The organism is Pseudomonas sp. S9, from assembly GCF_000222125.1.
GTDB classification, from domain to species: domain Bacteria; phylum Pseudomonadota; class Gammaproteobacteria; order Pseudomonadales; family Pseudomonadaceae; genus Aquipseudomonas; species Aquipseudomonas segetis.
This window is the reverse complement of the sequence record NZ_AFFX01000002.1, coordinates 138,559-154,103: the sequence shown is the minus strand read 5'-3', so window position 1 is coordinate 154,103 and position 15,545 is coordinate 138,559. Positions and strand designations below refer to the sequence as shown.

The following is a 15,545-nucleotide window of genomic DNA, read 5'->3' as shown; positions in this document are numbered from 1 at the left end:
GATGGATATCGACCTGAGCGCCCTGCACTTCCTTCGTCCTCTCTGGCTACTGCTCATACTGCCAGGCATAGCACTGCCCATCATCTGGGCGCACCGCCACGACCTGAATCGTCAACTGCGGGGCGCCATCGCACCGCACTTGCTCAAGCACCTGGTAATAAAGCCGCAGGACAACCAGCGTCTACGTCCCGTGCACCTGCTTGCGGCACTACTCATTCTGGGTGCGATTGCCGCTGCTGGCCCGACCTGGCAACAGGATCGTCCGGATTTCCTTGATGATCGCGCACCGCTCATATTGGCCGTGGACTTGTCGCCCTCGATGGATGCAGACGATGTACCACCAACGCGCTTGAGCGCGGTACGCCATAAATTACACGACCTGATCGAGCGCCGCGCCGGAGCACGCACAGCATTGATTGCCTATGCAGGAAGTGCTCACCTGGTGTTACCGGCAACCGACGATCCAGCGTTGCTCGATACCTTCCTGCAAGCACTATCCACCGGCCTCATAAATAAAGCAGGGCATGACGTGCTGGGCGTGATCGACCAGGCCAAGCGATTGCTGGAAGCAGAAAAAAGCCCCGGAACCCTTGTTCTGATTACCGACGGCGCCGATCCTGCCCTGAACAAGCAGATAGACGAGCATCTCAAGGGCGTTGACCTACAGGTTCTGGTTCTGGCCGTAGGCAGCAAGCCTTCAATCGTGGTCCGCAATGCCCAGGGGCAACCGCAGGTTGATGCCGATGGCCGCCCAGTGGTTGCCAACTTTGACAGCAAGGCACTGCAAGCACTCGCCGACGCGGCCAATGCGCCACTGGGAAGCCTGACCCTCAACGACGATGATCTTGACTGGATAGAACTGCACGCCCAGCGCCACTTTCAAGCAGTCAGCGACCAAGGGAAGCAGATTCACTGGAAGGATGCTGGCTACTGGTTGTGCTGGCCATTGTTGCTGATCGCCCTGTTTTGCGTACGCCGCGGCTGGCGCGTGCATTGGCTGGCCAGTCTGGTGCTTGCATTCGGGCTCGGCTTGCCAGCAGCTCCGGCACAAGCCGGAGCACTGGCCGATGCCTTTTTCACTGCGGATCAACAAGGCCGCTGGGCCTTCGAGCACCAGCGCTACCCACAAGCGGCGGCTCGCTTTAGTGATCCTTATTGGAAAGGGGTCGCCGCTTATAATGCCGCCGACTATGACGCCGTCCTCGTCAACTTCGCCAACCAGGATAGCGCCCAGGCATTCTTCTATATGGGCAATAGCTACGTACGTTTATTCCGCTTCCCCGAAGCGATTAGCGCATACCAGCATGCACTCAAACTGCAACCAGAATTTCCTCAGGCCACCAGCAACCTGGCCCTTGCCCAGGCCCTGCAGAAAGACTATGAAAACCAGCAGGAAGCTGGCACACCTGACGAAAAACCGGATGAAATCAAGTTCGATAACAAATCCGATCAAGGCAAGGACATCGCCCAGCCAGTGGCCAAGGCAGCATCCGATCAACTTTGGCTGGATAACCTGACCACCTCGCCCGCTCGCTTTCTCAAGCAGAAGTTTGCACTTCAAGACGCCAAACGCCAGCAGGAAACGGAGGCCTCGCCATGAAGCGCCTGATCCTGCTTCTTGCCTTGTTACTGCCATGGCCGGCGTTGGCCGATGAGCCAAGCGTGCTTGTCGACAGCCGCCTGGTGCCGGAAGCACAAGTGTTAGTCGGCGGCACCATCAATCTCGAAGTCGACCTGCTCGTCGACACCTGGTTCACCAGTGCGCCCCAACTGCCTAAACTGGAACTGCCGGGCGCGGTTGTATCCGCGCCAAGCTCGGAAGCGACCCACCTCACTCAAAGGCGCCAAGGCAAAACCTTTTTTGGCTTGCGCTTCACCTACCGGATCACGCCACAACAAGCGCAGACCTTCGATATTCCTGCGCTAAGCATTCAACTGCAGCCCGGGCAAGGCAGCAAGCCACAGACGGTACAAACGCAGGCCCAAAGCTTCAACGCGGTACAACCCGTCGGTGCCAGCCACGACAAGCATGTATTGGTAGCCAAAGAGGTCACCTTTACCCAGAGAGGTCACCTTTACCCAGAACATTGTTCGCCCCCACGACCCGCTACGCGTTGGCGATAGCATCAGCCGCCAACTCAATATCCGCGCGATAGATGCGCAGGCACTGCTGATACCGGCACCTGAGGCAGCTGAAATAGAGGGGCTTAAACACTATGTTCAAACGCCTGAAATCCAGCCACTGGATGACGGTCGAGGTGGCATTACTGGCGGTATACGTAACGACACCCTGACCTATGTTGTCAGTGAGCCGGGCAACTACACACTACCCGCGATCGAATTGAAGTGGTGGAACCAAGCCGGGGAGCAGCAGACAGCATCAGTGCCCAAGGTCAGCTTCAAGGCCCAGGGTCAAAGCAGCTACAGTGGGCCGTTTTCAATTAGCGAAGACCTGCGCCAGCTGGGCCGAAATACTCGCGTGCATATCGCACGCCATTGGCTTCTGCTGAGCGGCTTGATCCTCTTTGCAGTTGCCATGGTTTATTTCGGCAGACCTTACTGGCAGCGCGGCTGGCAATCATTTTTACGCAAGCGAGCAGCGCATCGGCAGGCTTGGCTTGACTCACCTGATTACGCCTGGCAACAACTTCAGGCACGACTGAATGATCAAACCTTGCCCCTTGACGAGCTATACCGTTGGCTCAAGCGAGATACCGATGAAAATACCTTCATCGGTGCAACCGAAGACTTGCCCTCGCATCTTAGAGAACAGCTGCTAACCTTCCTGAACGACCGTTACGCACTGAACCCGTCCCCTCTAGCTGGGGTTTCAGAGCGAAAAAAGGTGCTGTCTGAAATCCGTAAATTACTAAAACAGCGGCGTTCACCCGCCTCAGTGACAGGCCAGCTAAAACCGCTAAACCCAACACACTAAAACACTGGTAATGCTAAACAAGGATGGCTCTATGCTTGGATTGAATACACAAACGTCATGGCGCGGGCTGGTCGCACTATTGCTGGTTTTACCCATGCTGGCCCAGGCGGCCGATGAACTACCGTCTTGGAATGATGGCCCCTCGCGTCAGGCCATCGTAGAGTTTGTCCAGGCGGTCACCAGCGAAGGCAGCAAGGATTATGTGCCCGTTGCCGAGCGCATTGCCGTGTTTGATAACGACGGCACCTTGTGGAGCGAACAGCCGATGTACTTCCAGCTGCTATTCGCCCTGAGTGAGGTCAAACGCCTGGCACCACAGCACCCTGAGTGGAAAACCGAACAACCCTTCAAGGCCGTCCTCGAAAACGACCACAAGACCCTTGCCGCCAGTGGCATGGAGGGCCTGATGAAGATCGTTGGTGCCACTCATACAGGTATCAGCACTGCAACATTCAAAGAGAATGCGGAGCGCTGGCTGGCCAGCGCCAAACACCCAAAATCCACAAAACCATTCACTGAAATGGTGTTCCAGCCGATGCTGGAGCTGCTTGACTACCTGCGCGCCAATGGCTTCAAAACCTACATCGTTTCGGGTGGCGAAGTGGAATTTATGCGGGTCTTTGCCGAAGAGGTCTACGGCATTCCACCTGAGCAGGTGATTGGTACCACCTTCGTGACTAAGTTCCAGGACCAGGATGGCAAGTACTCGATCCTGCGTGAGCCCAAGCTGGCGCTTAACGATGACGGCCCGGGCAAACCGGTGAGCATCCAGTCAGTTATCGGGCGTCGGCCAATTTTTGCTTTTGGCAACTCTGATGGCGACCTGCAAATGCTGCAATGGACTACCGCAGGTGAGGGCAAGCGCTTTGCAGGCATAGTCCATCACACCGATGCCAAGCGCGAATGGGCCTATGACCGTGACAGCAAGATTGGTCGCCTGGACAAGGCGCTTGATGCCGCCAAAGCCCATGACTGGACCGTCGTAGATATGGCCGGGGAGTGGAAAAACATCCATCCCTTTGAGTTGAATCAGCCTTAGGCTTTTTTCAATCAAAACGCCAGTAATCGCTGGTACATGTACTAACCTTTTAAACCACTGCTGTAATCGTCAAATTCGTACACAAAGGAAATACGAGCATGAGAACCCCTCGGAAATGGATACCGCGAGTTGCACTCGCGATGGCTACAGCCATAAGTGCCTCAGCTGCAATAGCCGCAGACAAACCCAATATCCTGGTGATATTCGGGGATGACGTCGGCCAGACCAATATCAGTGCCTACGGTCAGGGTGTTGTCGGCTACGAAACACCGAACATCGATAAGATTGCCGCAGCGGGTATGAAGTTTACTGACTACTATGCTGAAAACAGCTGCACAGCTGGACGCTCAACCTTCATCACTGGCCAAACCATTTTCCGCACAGGCCTTTCGAAAGTAGGTCTGCCTGGAGTTCCGGTAGGCCTGCAGGATCGCGATATCACCATTGCTCAGGCGCTCAAGCCACTTGGTTATGCAACCGGCCAATTTGGTAAGAACCACTTGGGGGACCGTGACGAATACCTGCCGACCAACCATGGTTTCGATGAGTTCTTCGGCAACCTTTACCACCTCAATGCTGAAGAAGAACCTGAGCGTGAGCTCTGGCCGAAGGACGATACAGAATTCGTCAAGAACGCTTCTCCACGGGGTGTAATCAAATCCACTGCTGACGGAAAGATCGAAGACACTGGCGCGCTTAATAGCAAGCGCATGGAAACCATTGACGACGACACGACTCAAGCTGCAATCAACTTCATCGAGAAACAAGCTAAAGCGGACAAACCCTTCTTCGTGTGGATGAACACCACACGTATGCACTTGTTCACGCACGTACGTGAATCGATGCGAGGTCAGAGCGGGATGCCTGGCAATGAGTACGCTGACGGGATGATCGAGCACGACGAAGACGTCGGCATGCTACTCAAAAAGCTGGATGACTTGAAAATTGCCGACAACACCATTGTGGTTTACACCACAGACAACGGCCCTAACCAGTTCTCCTGGCCGGATGCGGCAACCACGCCATTCCGTAATGAGAAGAACTCTAACTGGGAAGGTGCATACCGAGTACCGGCAATGATCCGCTGGCCGGGCCATATCAAGCCAGGAACCATTTCCCGTGAAATGTTCTCTGGGCTCGACTGGTTCCCGACACTGCTTGCAGCGGCCGGTGATACTGATATCAAAGAAAGGCTTTTGAAGGGGACCGACGTAGGCGGTAAAAACTTCAAAGTACACCTTGATGGCTACAACCAGCTGGACTACCTGACAGGTAAAACCGACAAGGGTGCACGTAACGAGTTCTACTACTTCAACGATGATACCGATTTGGTCGCCATGCGCTTTGACAACTGGAAAGTTGTTTTCTGTGAGCAACGCGAACCTGGTGGTATGAAAGTCTGGAGCGAGCCCTTCGTCTGCCTTCGTCTACCGAAGATTTTCAACCTGCGGATGGATCCGTTTGAGCGGGCGGATATTGTTTCCGACCAGTACTACGACTTCTTGACCAAGAACGTGTACATCACCGAGCAGGCGACTCAGCGAGCAGCCAAGTTCTTGCAAACCTTCGTCGAGTATCCACCTAGCCAACGTCCAGCGAGCTTCAGCATCGACCAGATTCGCGCAAAGATCGATAAACAGATCGAAGCCAAGATGCAAGAAGCAGAAGCTGCGAAAAAACAGTGACGTAACACTTGGCGCCCGCTTGCTTGGGGCGCTATCTTGAAAACCTGCGACGGGGCAACCTGTCGCAGGTTTTCTCATATCAGATAAGGCACTTTTTTGATGTCCTCAGCCGCCAAATCATCTCGTGCCCGATCTCGTGGTGCGGTTGCTGATACCTCTGTAAACCTTCTTGCCCTACCCATGCTGATTCCCGTGCTGTTGCTGCTTATTTCCGGCTGCGCAGCCTTGGTCTATCAGGTGCTTTGGGTCAAACAACTTTCTTTGGTGGTCGGGGTTGAGGTCTATGCCATCACCACGGGCATCAGCGCATTCTTTGCCGGCCTGGCCTTGGGCGGCTTGATTTTCGGTCGTTGGGCCGATCGCCTGAGTCGTCCGATTCGACTTTATGCAGCCCTGGAAGTGATAGTGGCTGTGCTCGGGATTGCGGCCACTTATGCCTTGTCGCAATCGGCCGGCCTGTTCGCTCGGCTCGAAGGCAGCATCGGCTTGCTTGCCTGGCTGCTGCCCTTTGCATTGGTCGGCATACCCGCGTTTTTCATGGGTGGCACATTACCGGTTCTGGTGCGTGCCTTGTCACCTGCCGAAGGTCACCTCGGTGAAGCGGGTGGCCGCCTGTATGCCGGCAATACCGCCGGGGCAATCGCTGGTACATTACTGGCGGCTTTTATCCTGATTCCACAATTAGGCGTCACTGGCAGTGCCTACGCTGCGGCCATGCTTAACTTGCTTGCCGGTGGCGGAGCCTGGCTCGCACGGCGCAGTGATCAAAGGCTGCCTGAACCAGCAGTCGCATCCCCTGCTCCGCGTTCAAACATGGCCCGCCTGGCCATTGCCTTGTATTGCATCGCCGGCGGCGTAGCTCTTGGCTACGAGGTGGTCTGGACACAATCGATCGTGCCCTTCATGAGCACCCGCGCCTTCGCGTTCTCCGTGGTCTTGGCCACCTATCTCACCGGCTTGGTACTGGGTAGCGCCTTATATGCGCGCCGCGCCGATCGCATTGCCGATCCCTGGGGGCTATTCGGCCTCTTAATCGCCGCAGCCGGCCTGCTCGCCTTGCTGCAGATTGCTGGGCTGGGCCGCTGGTTGATCATTGCCCAGAGCCAGGCGGAGTTCTTAGTACTGCAACTGACTGGCAATGACCTCGCCGGAATGTCTGCCCGCTTTGCTGTCGCCGCGCTATGCGTAGTGTTCCTGCCCACGACCTTACTTGGGGCGGCCTTCCCGCTGGCGTTGCGCCTGGCGGTCAACAGCAGTCACGTCGGCCGGGATGTCGGCGCCGTGGTTGCGCTCAACACTCTCGGCGGTATTGTCGGGGTGGTGCTCACCGGTTTCGTCCTGGTGCCTGAACTGGGTCTGGTGCGAACCCTGGTCGTGCTGGCCGTAATCGCTGCATTGATCGGCGCCGTAGCCGTGCTCAAAGGTGCAGCGGTAGGCAAGGGAATGCGCTTCGCCGTTTTGACACTTGGCCTGGCCACCCTCATCGGCGGGGCACTTACGCCACCGCAACGGCTTGCTGATCTGCTACCCGGGGCGCGCAACGGCAAGATAGTGTTCTACAAGGAAGGCCGTAGCGGCACGGTCGCTGTGGTCACCCAGGGTCGAGCCGAACGCCAGTTCAACCGCCTGTATATCCAGGGCGTTTCCAATACGGGCGACGCCATGCCTTCGCTGCGCTATATGCGCCTGCAAGCACTGCTGCCGCTGCTGATCCATAAAGGCCAGCCGCAATCGGCGCTGGTCATTGGCTTTGGCACCGGGATCACCGTCGGAGCCATGTTGCGCTACAGCGACCTGAAAAAACCGGTTGTCGCCGAACTGCTGCCGGAAGTGCTCGAAGCCGCGCCACTGTTCAACGGTAACTATAACGCCGCAGAAAACCCGCAATTGGACATTCGCTTACGCGACGGCCGCCGTGAACTGCTGCGCAGCGCCGAGCGCTACGACCTGGTGACCCTGGAGCCACCGCCACCATCGGCCGCCGGAGTGGTCAACCTCTATTCCCGGGACTTCTACGCTCTGGCTGCCAGTCGCCTGCAGCCCGGTGGACTGGTTGCCCAATGGCTGCCACTGCCTACGCAGAACATCGAAGACAGCCGTTCATTGGTGCGCAGCTTTATTGATGTATTTCCCCACGCCACGCTCTGGACCACCGAGCTCCACGAGATGCTGCTGATTGGCTCTCTGGAGCCTATATCGCTATCAGTGCCTGATATCGAGCAACGCTTCGAGCGCCCACAGATTGCAGAGTCGCTAAGGGAGGTGGGGATTGATACCCCTGCGGCGTTGCTCGCGACCTGGATCACCGACCGCAAGGGGCTCGAGCGCTTTGCCGGTGATGCGCCTGCTGTCACCGACGATCGCCCACGTATCGAATACGCTCCCTGGGTACGCTCGAAGGAAATCACTCGCGTGTTGCCAGCGCTGCTTGAACTCCATAGCGCCCCTCCACTGGTCGATACTGATGATGCCTTTCGTGCCGAGGTCGCCAATAACTGGACACGCCTGCAGCACTTTTACGCAGCGGGCCTGTTCTCCTACCAGCGCGATCGCGAAGGCTGGACCCGCGAAGTGCGCCAATTGCTGAGGACTGACAGCAATAACCCTTACTACAGCTGGTTTCTGGGCCTACCTGAAAGCCGGTCAAACTGACGCCAACTGCCGTGCCCTGCAGCCACACTGCGGGGCACTCAGCTGCAGTAGCGATTTAGTCGAAACCGGCCCCTGAAGCTCAAAACAATATCCAAGCCCTTTAGTCCAGGCTTAAAAAGGCCGAACTATACTGCAATTCAAATTCCGCCCGAGCCTCTCCGGATGAGTTTGAGAACATGGTCGTACTTACCCTGCTTGTGGGCATTGATCCAGCCATCCTGGGCAAACGCCGACTTCTTCAACAAACATATGATCGACCCCGATGACGGCCAGTTCGACACCAGCAGCTACTTGTCCGAGGTACCCAATGGATTCCTGCCAGTCCCGAGCCTGATCACTGAACCGGCAGTTGGTACCGGGTTGGCGCTGGGTGCGCTGTTCTTCCATGAGTCCGATGAGCAACGCAAGCAGCGCAGCCAAAGCCAGGCAATGCTGCCTGAAAACATCAGCATTCTTGGCGGCATGGGTACGGAGAATGGTACCTGGGGCGCCGCCATCGGCCACCTTGGATTCTGGATGCAAGACAGCTTGCGCTACCGTGGTGTTCTGGCCTATGCCTCGCCCAACCTCGAGTTTTATTCGCTGCCACGTATCGGTGACCTGGGTAAATCGGTTGAGTTGAACCTGGAAGGCCCGGTGGTCTTCCAGGATCTCAAGTATCGTCTTCCCGGGACCAAGGTGTTCATCGGTGGCCGCCAGCTGTACCGCAAAGTGACAAGCAAGCTGGTCAGCTCGCCAGACCTGTCGAATTTGCCAAGCGCCGTACGGGAGTTTCTTCAACGGCAAACGGATAAATCAATCACAACTTCCGGCCTGGGACTGGTGTTGGAGTACGACAGCCGCGACAACCCCTTCAACCCGCAAAAGGGTTATTACTACTCAAGCAATTACAGCCTGTTTGACGACAGCATTGGCAGCGATGTCGAGTACAGTAGCTATCAGATTTCCGGCTTGAACTATTGGCAGCTCAATAGTCGCTGGAACCTGGGGTTGCGCCTGCAGGTCGACGCCGTCAACGCCCGTGGCGACGCCCCCCTACCGCCTTATGTTCCGCCCTTCATCGACCTGCGTGGCGTCTCGAAATCGCGCTATCAAGGCAACAGGGTCACGGTCGCGGAAATCCAGTTGGACTATAAGCTGAGCCCACGCTGGACGCTGGGAGTGTTTACAGGAACAGGCCGCGCTGCCGAGCACTTCAATGAGCTCGGCAGCGCCGAGGAAGTCAACAGCTATGGCACAGGTTTTCGCTACTTGATAGCCAAGCGTTATGGCCTGGTGATGGGCGTGGATGTTGCTGCAGGCCCAGAAGACAATGCGGTATATATCCAGACCGGCTCAACCTGGTAATAGCAACAAGGCATGCTGCTGGATCGTGGCTAAATGCCTGCCGAAAATATCAATCCAGCGCTTGCCAGTTAATGCGCCGCTGACTAACTTACGCAGCGCCAACCAAACAGCTCAAACAGCCCGCAACCCTGGCCTCCAGCCTGCTAGGCTTTGCTGAATGAATCATCGACCCGCTCCACCCGTCAGGAGTTTGCTGCATGCAATCGCGTGTGTTTCGTCCAACAGCCGTATTGATCAGTGCCGTGCTCGCGCTCAGCGGTTGCCAATCGTTTCTAAGCAGTCGCTACGCTGATAGCGTGCCTCCGGAACAAGGCATAGTCGCGGTTAAAGGTTTGGCCAAGGGAGCGGTCGTCAGGCGCAATGCCCTGGGCATGCCGCTGATTGAAACCAGCACCCTGCATGACGCCATTTTCACCCTTGGCTATGTGCATGCCGGTGACCGCCTCAGCCAGATGGTCGGCATGCGTTTGCTCGCGGAAGGTCGCTTGTCGGAAATGGTTGGCCCCGGCGCGCTGGAGGTCGACCGGCTGATGCGTGCAGCCAACCTCAGGCAAAGTGCCGAGCAGCTGTACAAGGGAGCATCGCCACGCCTGAAGAAGATTTTCGAGGTGTATGCACGCGGGGTGAACGCCTATATGTTTCGCTTCCGTGACAAGTTGCCGATGGACCTCGCCGAATCTGGCTACCGCCCCGCGTACTGGAAAGCTGAAGACTCGGCTCTGCTGTTCAGCCTGATCAACTTCGGGTTGTCGGTCAACCTGCAAGAAGAAATCGCCGCATTGGTCATGGCGCAAAAAGTCGGCAACGAAAACCTCGCCTGGCTGCTGCCGACTTACCCGGACGAACCCCTGCCCTTTGCCGAAGCCGACAAGCTCAAGGGCTTGAGCCTCAGCGGTCAGATCAGCGAATTAACCGCCATCGACTCAGCCATTCAACAAGTGGCAGACACCCGTTTGCTCAGTGTTGCCGCTTCCAACAACTGGGCAGTAAGCCCGCAAAAGACCCGCAGCGCAAAGAGTTTGCTGGCCAATGACACCCACTTGCCATTGTCATTGCCGTCAATGTGGAGCTTCGTGCAAATCCGCGCGCCGAAATACCAGGTGGCGGGTGTCTCAATCGCAGGCGTGCCTGCGGTGGTTGCAGGCTTCAACGGCAAAGTCGCATGGGGCATGACCATGGTCATGGGCGACAACCAAGATATATTCCTGGAGAAAATCAAGCGCCAGAACGGCCAGCTCTACTACCTAGCCGAAGGTAAGTGGCAGCCTGCCAAGCAGCGCCAGGAGACCTTTTTCATCAAAGGCCAGAACCCCGTACGCGAAACGATTTTTGAAACTCGCCACGGCCCGCTGCTGAACTCGGTATTGGGTGAACGCAAGCACCCGCTGCAACCGATACAGATCAGCAGTGGCTACGGGCTGGCCTTGCAAACCGCACAATTGGAGTCCGACCAGAGCCTCGATGCCTTTTTTGACCTGTCCCGTGCGCAGTCGGCCGAAAAAGCATCGACCGCCACCCGTGAAATCCGTGCAATACCGCTGAACATTGTTTTTGCCGATGCCGAGCATATCGGCTGGCAAGTCACTGGTCGTTTCCCTAATCGGCGCGCCGGTGTTGGCCTGATGCCCTCCCCCGGCTGGAGCAGCGAGTACGACTGGGACGGCTATGCAGAACCGATGCTCCATCCCTATGATCAAGATCCGCAGCAAGGCTGGATCGCAACCGCCAACAATCGCACCGTACCGCGCGGCTACGGCATGCAGCTGTCCAACTCCTGGCATTACCCTGAGCGCGCCGAGCGAATCGCCCAGTTGCTCAACAGCGGCAAGCAAGACCTGCGCAGCACCAAAGCCATGCAGTACGACCAGACCACCCTGTTTGCCGGCAAGCTGCAAAGCATGTTCGAGGCTCCAGGCATGGCCGAGCAGCTTGCGCAAGCAATCAAGGCAATGCCGCCAGCCGATGCCACCAATGCACGCAATACGCTGAAACGGCTGATGGCCTTCGATGGCAAGCTCGCGGCCAATTCGGCTGACGCAGCGCTGTACAGTGCGTTTTTGCATGAAAGCGCACGGCAGACATTCCTCGATGAGCTGGGTCCCGATACCAGCGCGGCATGGAAAGCGCTGGTCGAAACCGCCGGCATCTCCTACTCCGCCCAGGCGGACCATCTGCTCGGCCGTGATGACAGCCCGTTCTGGGACGATATCAACACCCCGCAGAAAGAAACCAAGGCCATGATCCTGGCACGCAGCCTGAGCGCCGCCGCCAGCTTCATACAAGCCAAGCTCGGCAGCGATCCGGCAGGCTGGCAGTGGGGCAAGTTGCACAGCTACAACTGGATCAGCGACAGCAGCAAAGCGGCGCCCATGCTCAGCGCCAGCCAACGCGCCAGCTTAAGTACCCTCGGCAGCTACCTTGATCGCGGCCCATACCCTGCCGGTGGCGACCACAGCACCCTGAATGTCTCGGCTTACCACTGGGGACAGGACTTCGATACCTGGTTGATTCCAGCCATGCGCATTGCTGTCGACTTTGGCCTGGACGAACCTTTCTACGGGGTTAACAGTTCCGGACAATCAGGCAATCCAGCCAGTGACCACTACGCCGATGGCATTGATGCATGGCTCAAGGGCCAATACATGAGCTTTCCGTTCAAGTCGCAAAATATCGATAAGGTCTACGGCAACAAGCGCTTGCTGCTCACACCCGGCAAATAACCCAGATTTACCAACAATCATGGAACCAATTGCTCAAGTAGCACTCTGAGTTAATGGACTTACTCCATGATCATCGTTTAGGGCGCCCTTTGGTGCCCTTTCTTTTGCCTGAAATTTAGGTGCCCCGCCGGCAAACCAGGCAATGGGCGATGACAAAGCCTGATTTTTCTATTGGCTGTGACTATCGACCCACAGTCGCCAATCTAATCTACTTAGCCAAATCAGCCGCTGACATGCAGCCCTCTTGTGTCTCATAGCATCTCTGGCAAGCGGCTATGCTGTAGCTAAACACGGGTTAGACCTCACGCCCAGCCATTCAGAAAGGAACTCAAATGTCGCCTACCTCGCCTCCCGAGCTGCAGTTTTCGCGCACCCTGCTCGATACCTTTATTCGCGCCGCGCTGATAGCGGCCCTGGTTTATGGCTGCTATCAGGTTTTTCACCCATTCCTGAGCATGATGCTCTGGGCATTGATACTGGCCGTTACCCTTTACCCATTGCATGGCATGGTCAAATCACGCCTGACCAGCCGCAGCGGCCATGCGGCGTCATTACTCGTGGCACTGGCAATTGCAGTGTTGCTGATCCCGGTGTATTTCCTCGGCAGTTCACTTACTGAATCCGTCCACGTTGCAATCGAGACCGTCAAAAGTGGCAGCGTGCATATTCCGCCGCCACCCGCCGTCGTTGAAAGCTGGCCAGTAATAGGTGGGCCACTCTACGGTTTCTGGACAAATGCAGCCTCTGACTTAACCGGCGTGCTGCAGACGGTGGCGCCACACCTGAAAGGGGTTTCCCTTGGCCTGCTGAGCAAGATCGCCGGTGTCAGTGTTGGCTTTTTGATCTTTATCGCCTCACTGATCATTGCCGGCGTGATCATCGCTTATGGCGAAACAGGCCACAGGAGCGCCATTCGCATTTCTGACCGCATCATCGGCACAGACCGCAGCCATAGCTTTATTACCCTGTGCGTCGCGACTATTCGCGCCGTTGCCCAAGGTGTAATCGGCATTGCCTTTATCCAGATGGTGGTGATTGGCATCGGCTTTATCGTGTTGGGTTTTCCGGGGGCGGGCCTGCTGGCGATGGTGGGATTGCTGCTGGGCAACATGAAGTTGCCCCTGCCGTTGGTCACTATCCCGGTGATCGCCTTTGTGTTCTTCACTGAAGGCGCCACATTGGCCACCATTATATTCGCCATCTACACCTTTATCGGCGGCTTGCTGGACAACATCCTCAAGCCGATACTCTTGGGCCGTGGCGTTGACGTCCCCATGCCGGTAATTCTTATCGGCGCCCTGGGCGGCATGCTGGCGGGGGGCATTATTGGTTTGTTCATCGGCCCTGTCGTGTTGGCCGTTGGCTACAAGCTGTTCTTGCAATGGGTCGATGCCGGGCAAACGCCTGCGGTGCAAACTGAAAGCGTGACCCAAGACACGCAATAACCATGCACCACAGTGGAGCTACTTGACGCGCCACAGTTGATCCAGCCGGGTTGTATAGCCCGGGCTCATCAACTCGCGGCGCATGCCCCACTCCGGCATTGCCGGCACACCGCAAGGGCGTACCGTGCCTTTGCCCCACTTGGCATTAATTGAGTCCAGAACCTGCATGACTTTATCGCTTGAGGCGGCCTGGGCGCCTGTGAACATATCGTCAGTAAACTCTCCACGCTGGCACAGCTCAAGCAACAGCACTTCGGCCTTGCTGAAGGCATAACCCGGACTAAAGGCATTCTCCAAGCCAGCCATCGCAACCTTGGTTATCAACCGCGTATCGTCAGTCGGGTAAGGCAACTCGCAAACCACACCTTTGGCGAATTTCGGCTCGTCAGGATTGAACATGCCAGTGCGCAGACTCACCCTGACCTTTTTGCACAAGGAGCCCTGGGCACGCAGCCTTTCACAGGCACGCGCGACATATGTAGCCACAGCCTCACGAATGGGTTCGATTTTTTTCAAGCGATAGCCAAACATTCGACTGCAACAAATTTCCTGCTTGGCCACAGCCAACTCTTCGAATTTTAGACAGGACGTGCCGCGTAGCTCCCGCGCGGTTTTCTCGATGACAACGCTGAAGCGCTTACGCAGCATCCAGGGATCCGCCTGGGCCAGGTCCCAGGCGGTCTTGATCCCCATGCGGGTCAGGTGCTGAGTCATGTTTCGGCCTACACCCCATACATCACTGACGTCACAGGCCTTGAGCAGCTTGTCGCGCCGCAGCGGATCAGTGATATCGACGACGCCATCGGTCTGGCGCTGCCAGCGCTTGGCAGCATGGTTGGCCAATTTGGCCAGGGTACGAGTACCGGCAATACCCACGCCGACTGGCAAGCCCGTATAAAGCTGCACTCTTGCGCGGATTTGCTGCCCCAACGGCTCAAATGGCGGCTTCATACCGGTTAGATCAGCAAAGGCTTCATCGATTGAATACACCTCAACAGCCGGAACCAAGCCCTCAATAGTCGCCATCACCCTCTGGCTCATATCACCGTATAAAGCGTAATTACTGGAGAACGCGAGGATACCCTTCTGCCTGAGACGTTCCTTTACCTGGAAATAAGGCTCGCCCATTTTCACAAAAGGCTTGGCGTCGGCGCTGCGAGCAATAACGCAGCCATCGTTATTGCTCAACACCACTATCGGCACCCTGGCCAGATCAGGCCGAAAGACACGTTCACAACTGGCGTAGAACGAGTTGCAGTCAACCAGGGCATACACCTTGCCCTGTTCAGACATGGTGGCGCACGCTGTAGCGCATGACGCCCCAAACGCTGAACTAATCGCCAGCCAGTACTGGACGTGGCGCATGGGCCGGGTTTTCCGACCTGAGCACATAGCCGCCATGTTCTTTGTGCAGGCGTTTTACCAACGGCTCGTTATTCAGCGCAGCAATCACTATATCGCCGGCCTTGGCTTCGATTGCGCGGTCAACCACACCCAAATCGCCATCAAAGATTCCGGCACCGATCATGCTGTCGCCCGCGACTCGCACCAGAAAGGTTTGCGGCAGACGTAGCCCAAGCAACTCATCCAGAGAAATTTCGCGCTCGATATGATCCTGCGCCGGTGACGGGAACCCGGCAGGCACATGAAAGGAATAAAGAGGCAACTCAGCTCCGCCAACAAGCTGGAGGCCGTGGTACTGGAAATACATGACGAAAGCCC

11 protein-coding genes are annotated in these 15,545 nt (G+C 56.7%); 9 read left to right on the top strand and 2 right to left on the bottom strand.

Annotation, left to right across the window (positions count from 1 at the left end; genetic code table 11):
• Position 1: 1 nt before the first annotated feature.
• The 9 genes from PSES9_RS0104465 (at position 2) to PSES9_RS0104430 (ending at position 13,823) form a co-directional block, all read left to right on the top strand.
• Positions 2–1,600, top strand: a complete 1,599-nt coding sequence (locus PSES9_RS0104465) for a VWA domain-containing protein (protein WP_010484532.1) — start codon at positions 2–4, stop codon at positions 1,598–1,600.
• Positions 1,597–2,124 (top strand): hypothetical protein, encoded by a 528-nt coding sequence (locus PSES9_RS24245; protein ID WP_051120928.1) that lies wholly within the window; start codon positions 1,597–1,599, stop codon positions 2,122–2,124. Before PSES9_RS0104465 ends, PSES9_RS24245 begins: the two co-directional genes overlap by 4 nt.
• A gap of 259 nt (positions 2,125–2,383) precedes the next feature.
• Positions 2,384–2,935, top strand: a complete 552-nt coding sequence (locus PSES9_RS24240; RefSeq protein ID WP_051120926.1) for a hypothetical protein — start codon at positions 2,384–2,386, stop codon at positions 2,933–2,935.
• 31 nt (positions 2,936–2,966) lie between these two features.
• Positions 2,967–3,974 carry an HAD family hydrolase gene (locus PSES9_RS0104455; protein ID WP_010484531.1) on the top strand — a complete coding sequence of 336 codons (1,008 nt, stop codon included), beginning with the start codon at positions 2,967–2,969 and terminating at the stop codon, positions 3,972–3,974.
• A gap of 98 nt (positions 3,975–4,072) precedes the next feature.
• On the top strand, positions 4,073–5,659 hold the full coding sequence (locus PSES9_RS0104450; RefSeq protein WP_029529367.1) for an arylsulfatase: 1,587 nt from the start codon (positions 4,073–4,075) through the stop codon (positions 5,657–5,659).
• Between the two features lie 180 nt (positions 5,660–5,839).
• Positions 5,840–8,311, top strand: a complete 2,472-nt coding sequence (locus tag PSES9_RS0104445; protein WP_010484529.1) for a fused MFS/spermidine synthase — start codon at positions 5,840–5,842, stop codon at positions 8,309–8,311.
• Positions 8,312–8,473: 162 nt separating this feature from the next.
• Positions 8,474–9,658 carry a BamA/TamA family outer membrane protein gene (locus tag PSES9_RS0104440; protein WP_083840242.1) on the top strand — a complete coding sequence of 395 codons (1,185 nt, stop codon included), beginning with the start codon at positions 8,474–8,476 and terminating at the stop codon, positions 9,656–9,658.
• A 197-nt stretch (positions 9,659–9,855) separates the two neighbouring features.
• Positions 9,856–12,378 carry a penicillin acylase family protein gene (locus PSES9_RS0104435; protein WP_010484527.1) on the top strand — a complete coding sequence of 841 codons (2,523 nt, stop codon included), beginning with the start codon at positions 9,856–9,858 and terminating at the stop codon, positions 12,376–12,378.
• A gap of 332 nt (positions 12,379–12,710) precedes the next feature.
• Entirely contained in the window at positions 12,711–13,823 is a 1,113-nt protein-coding gene (locus PSES9_RS0104430) for an AI-2E family transporter (RefSeq protein WP_010484525.1), read from the top strand.
• 18 nt (positions 13,824–13,841) lie between these two features.
• Here PSES9_RS0104430 and umuC read toward each other — a convergent pair whose 3' ends face one another.
• The gene (gene umuC / locus PSES9_RS0104425) at positions 13,842–15,116 is read right to left on the bottom strand and encodes a translesion error-prone DNA polymerase V subunit UmuC (RefSeq protein ID WP_010484524.1); all 1,275 of its coding nucleotides are present in this window, start codon (positions 15,114–15,116) and stop codon (positions 13,842–13,844) included.
• Between the two features lie 40 nt (positions 15,117–15,156).
• A complete protein-coding gene (locus PSES9_RS22985; protein ID WP_051120932.1) occupies positions 15,157–15,534 on the bottom strand; it encodes a LexA family protein in 378 nt (125 codons plus the stop codon).
• Between the last annotated feature and the right edge of the window lie 11 nt (positions 15,535–15,545).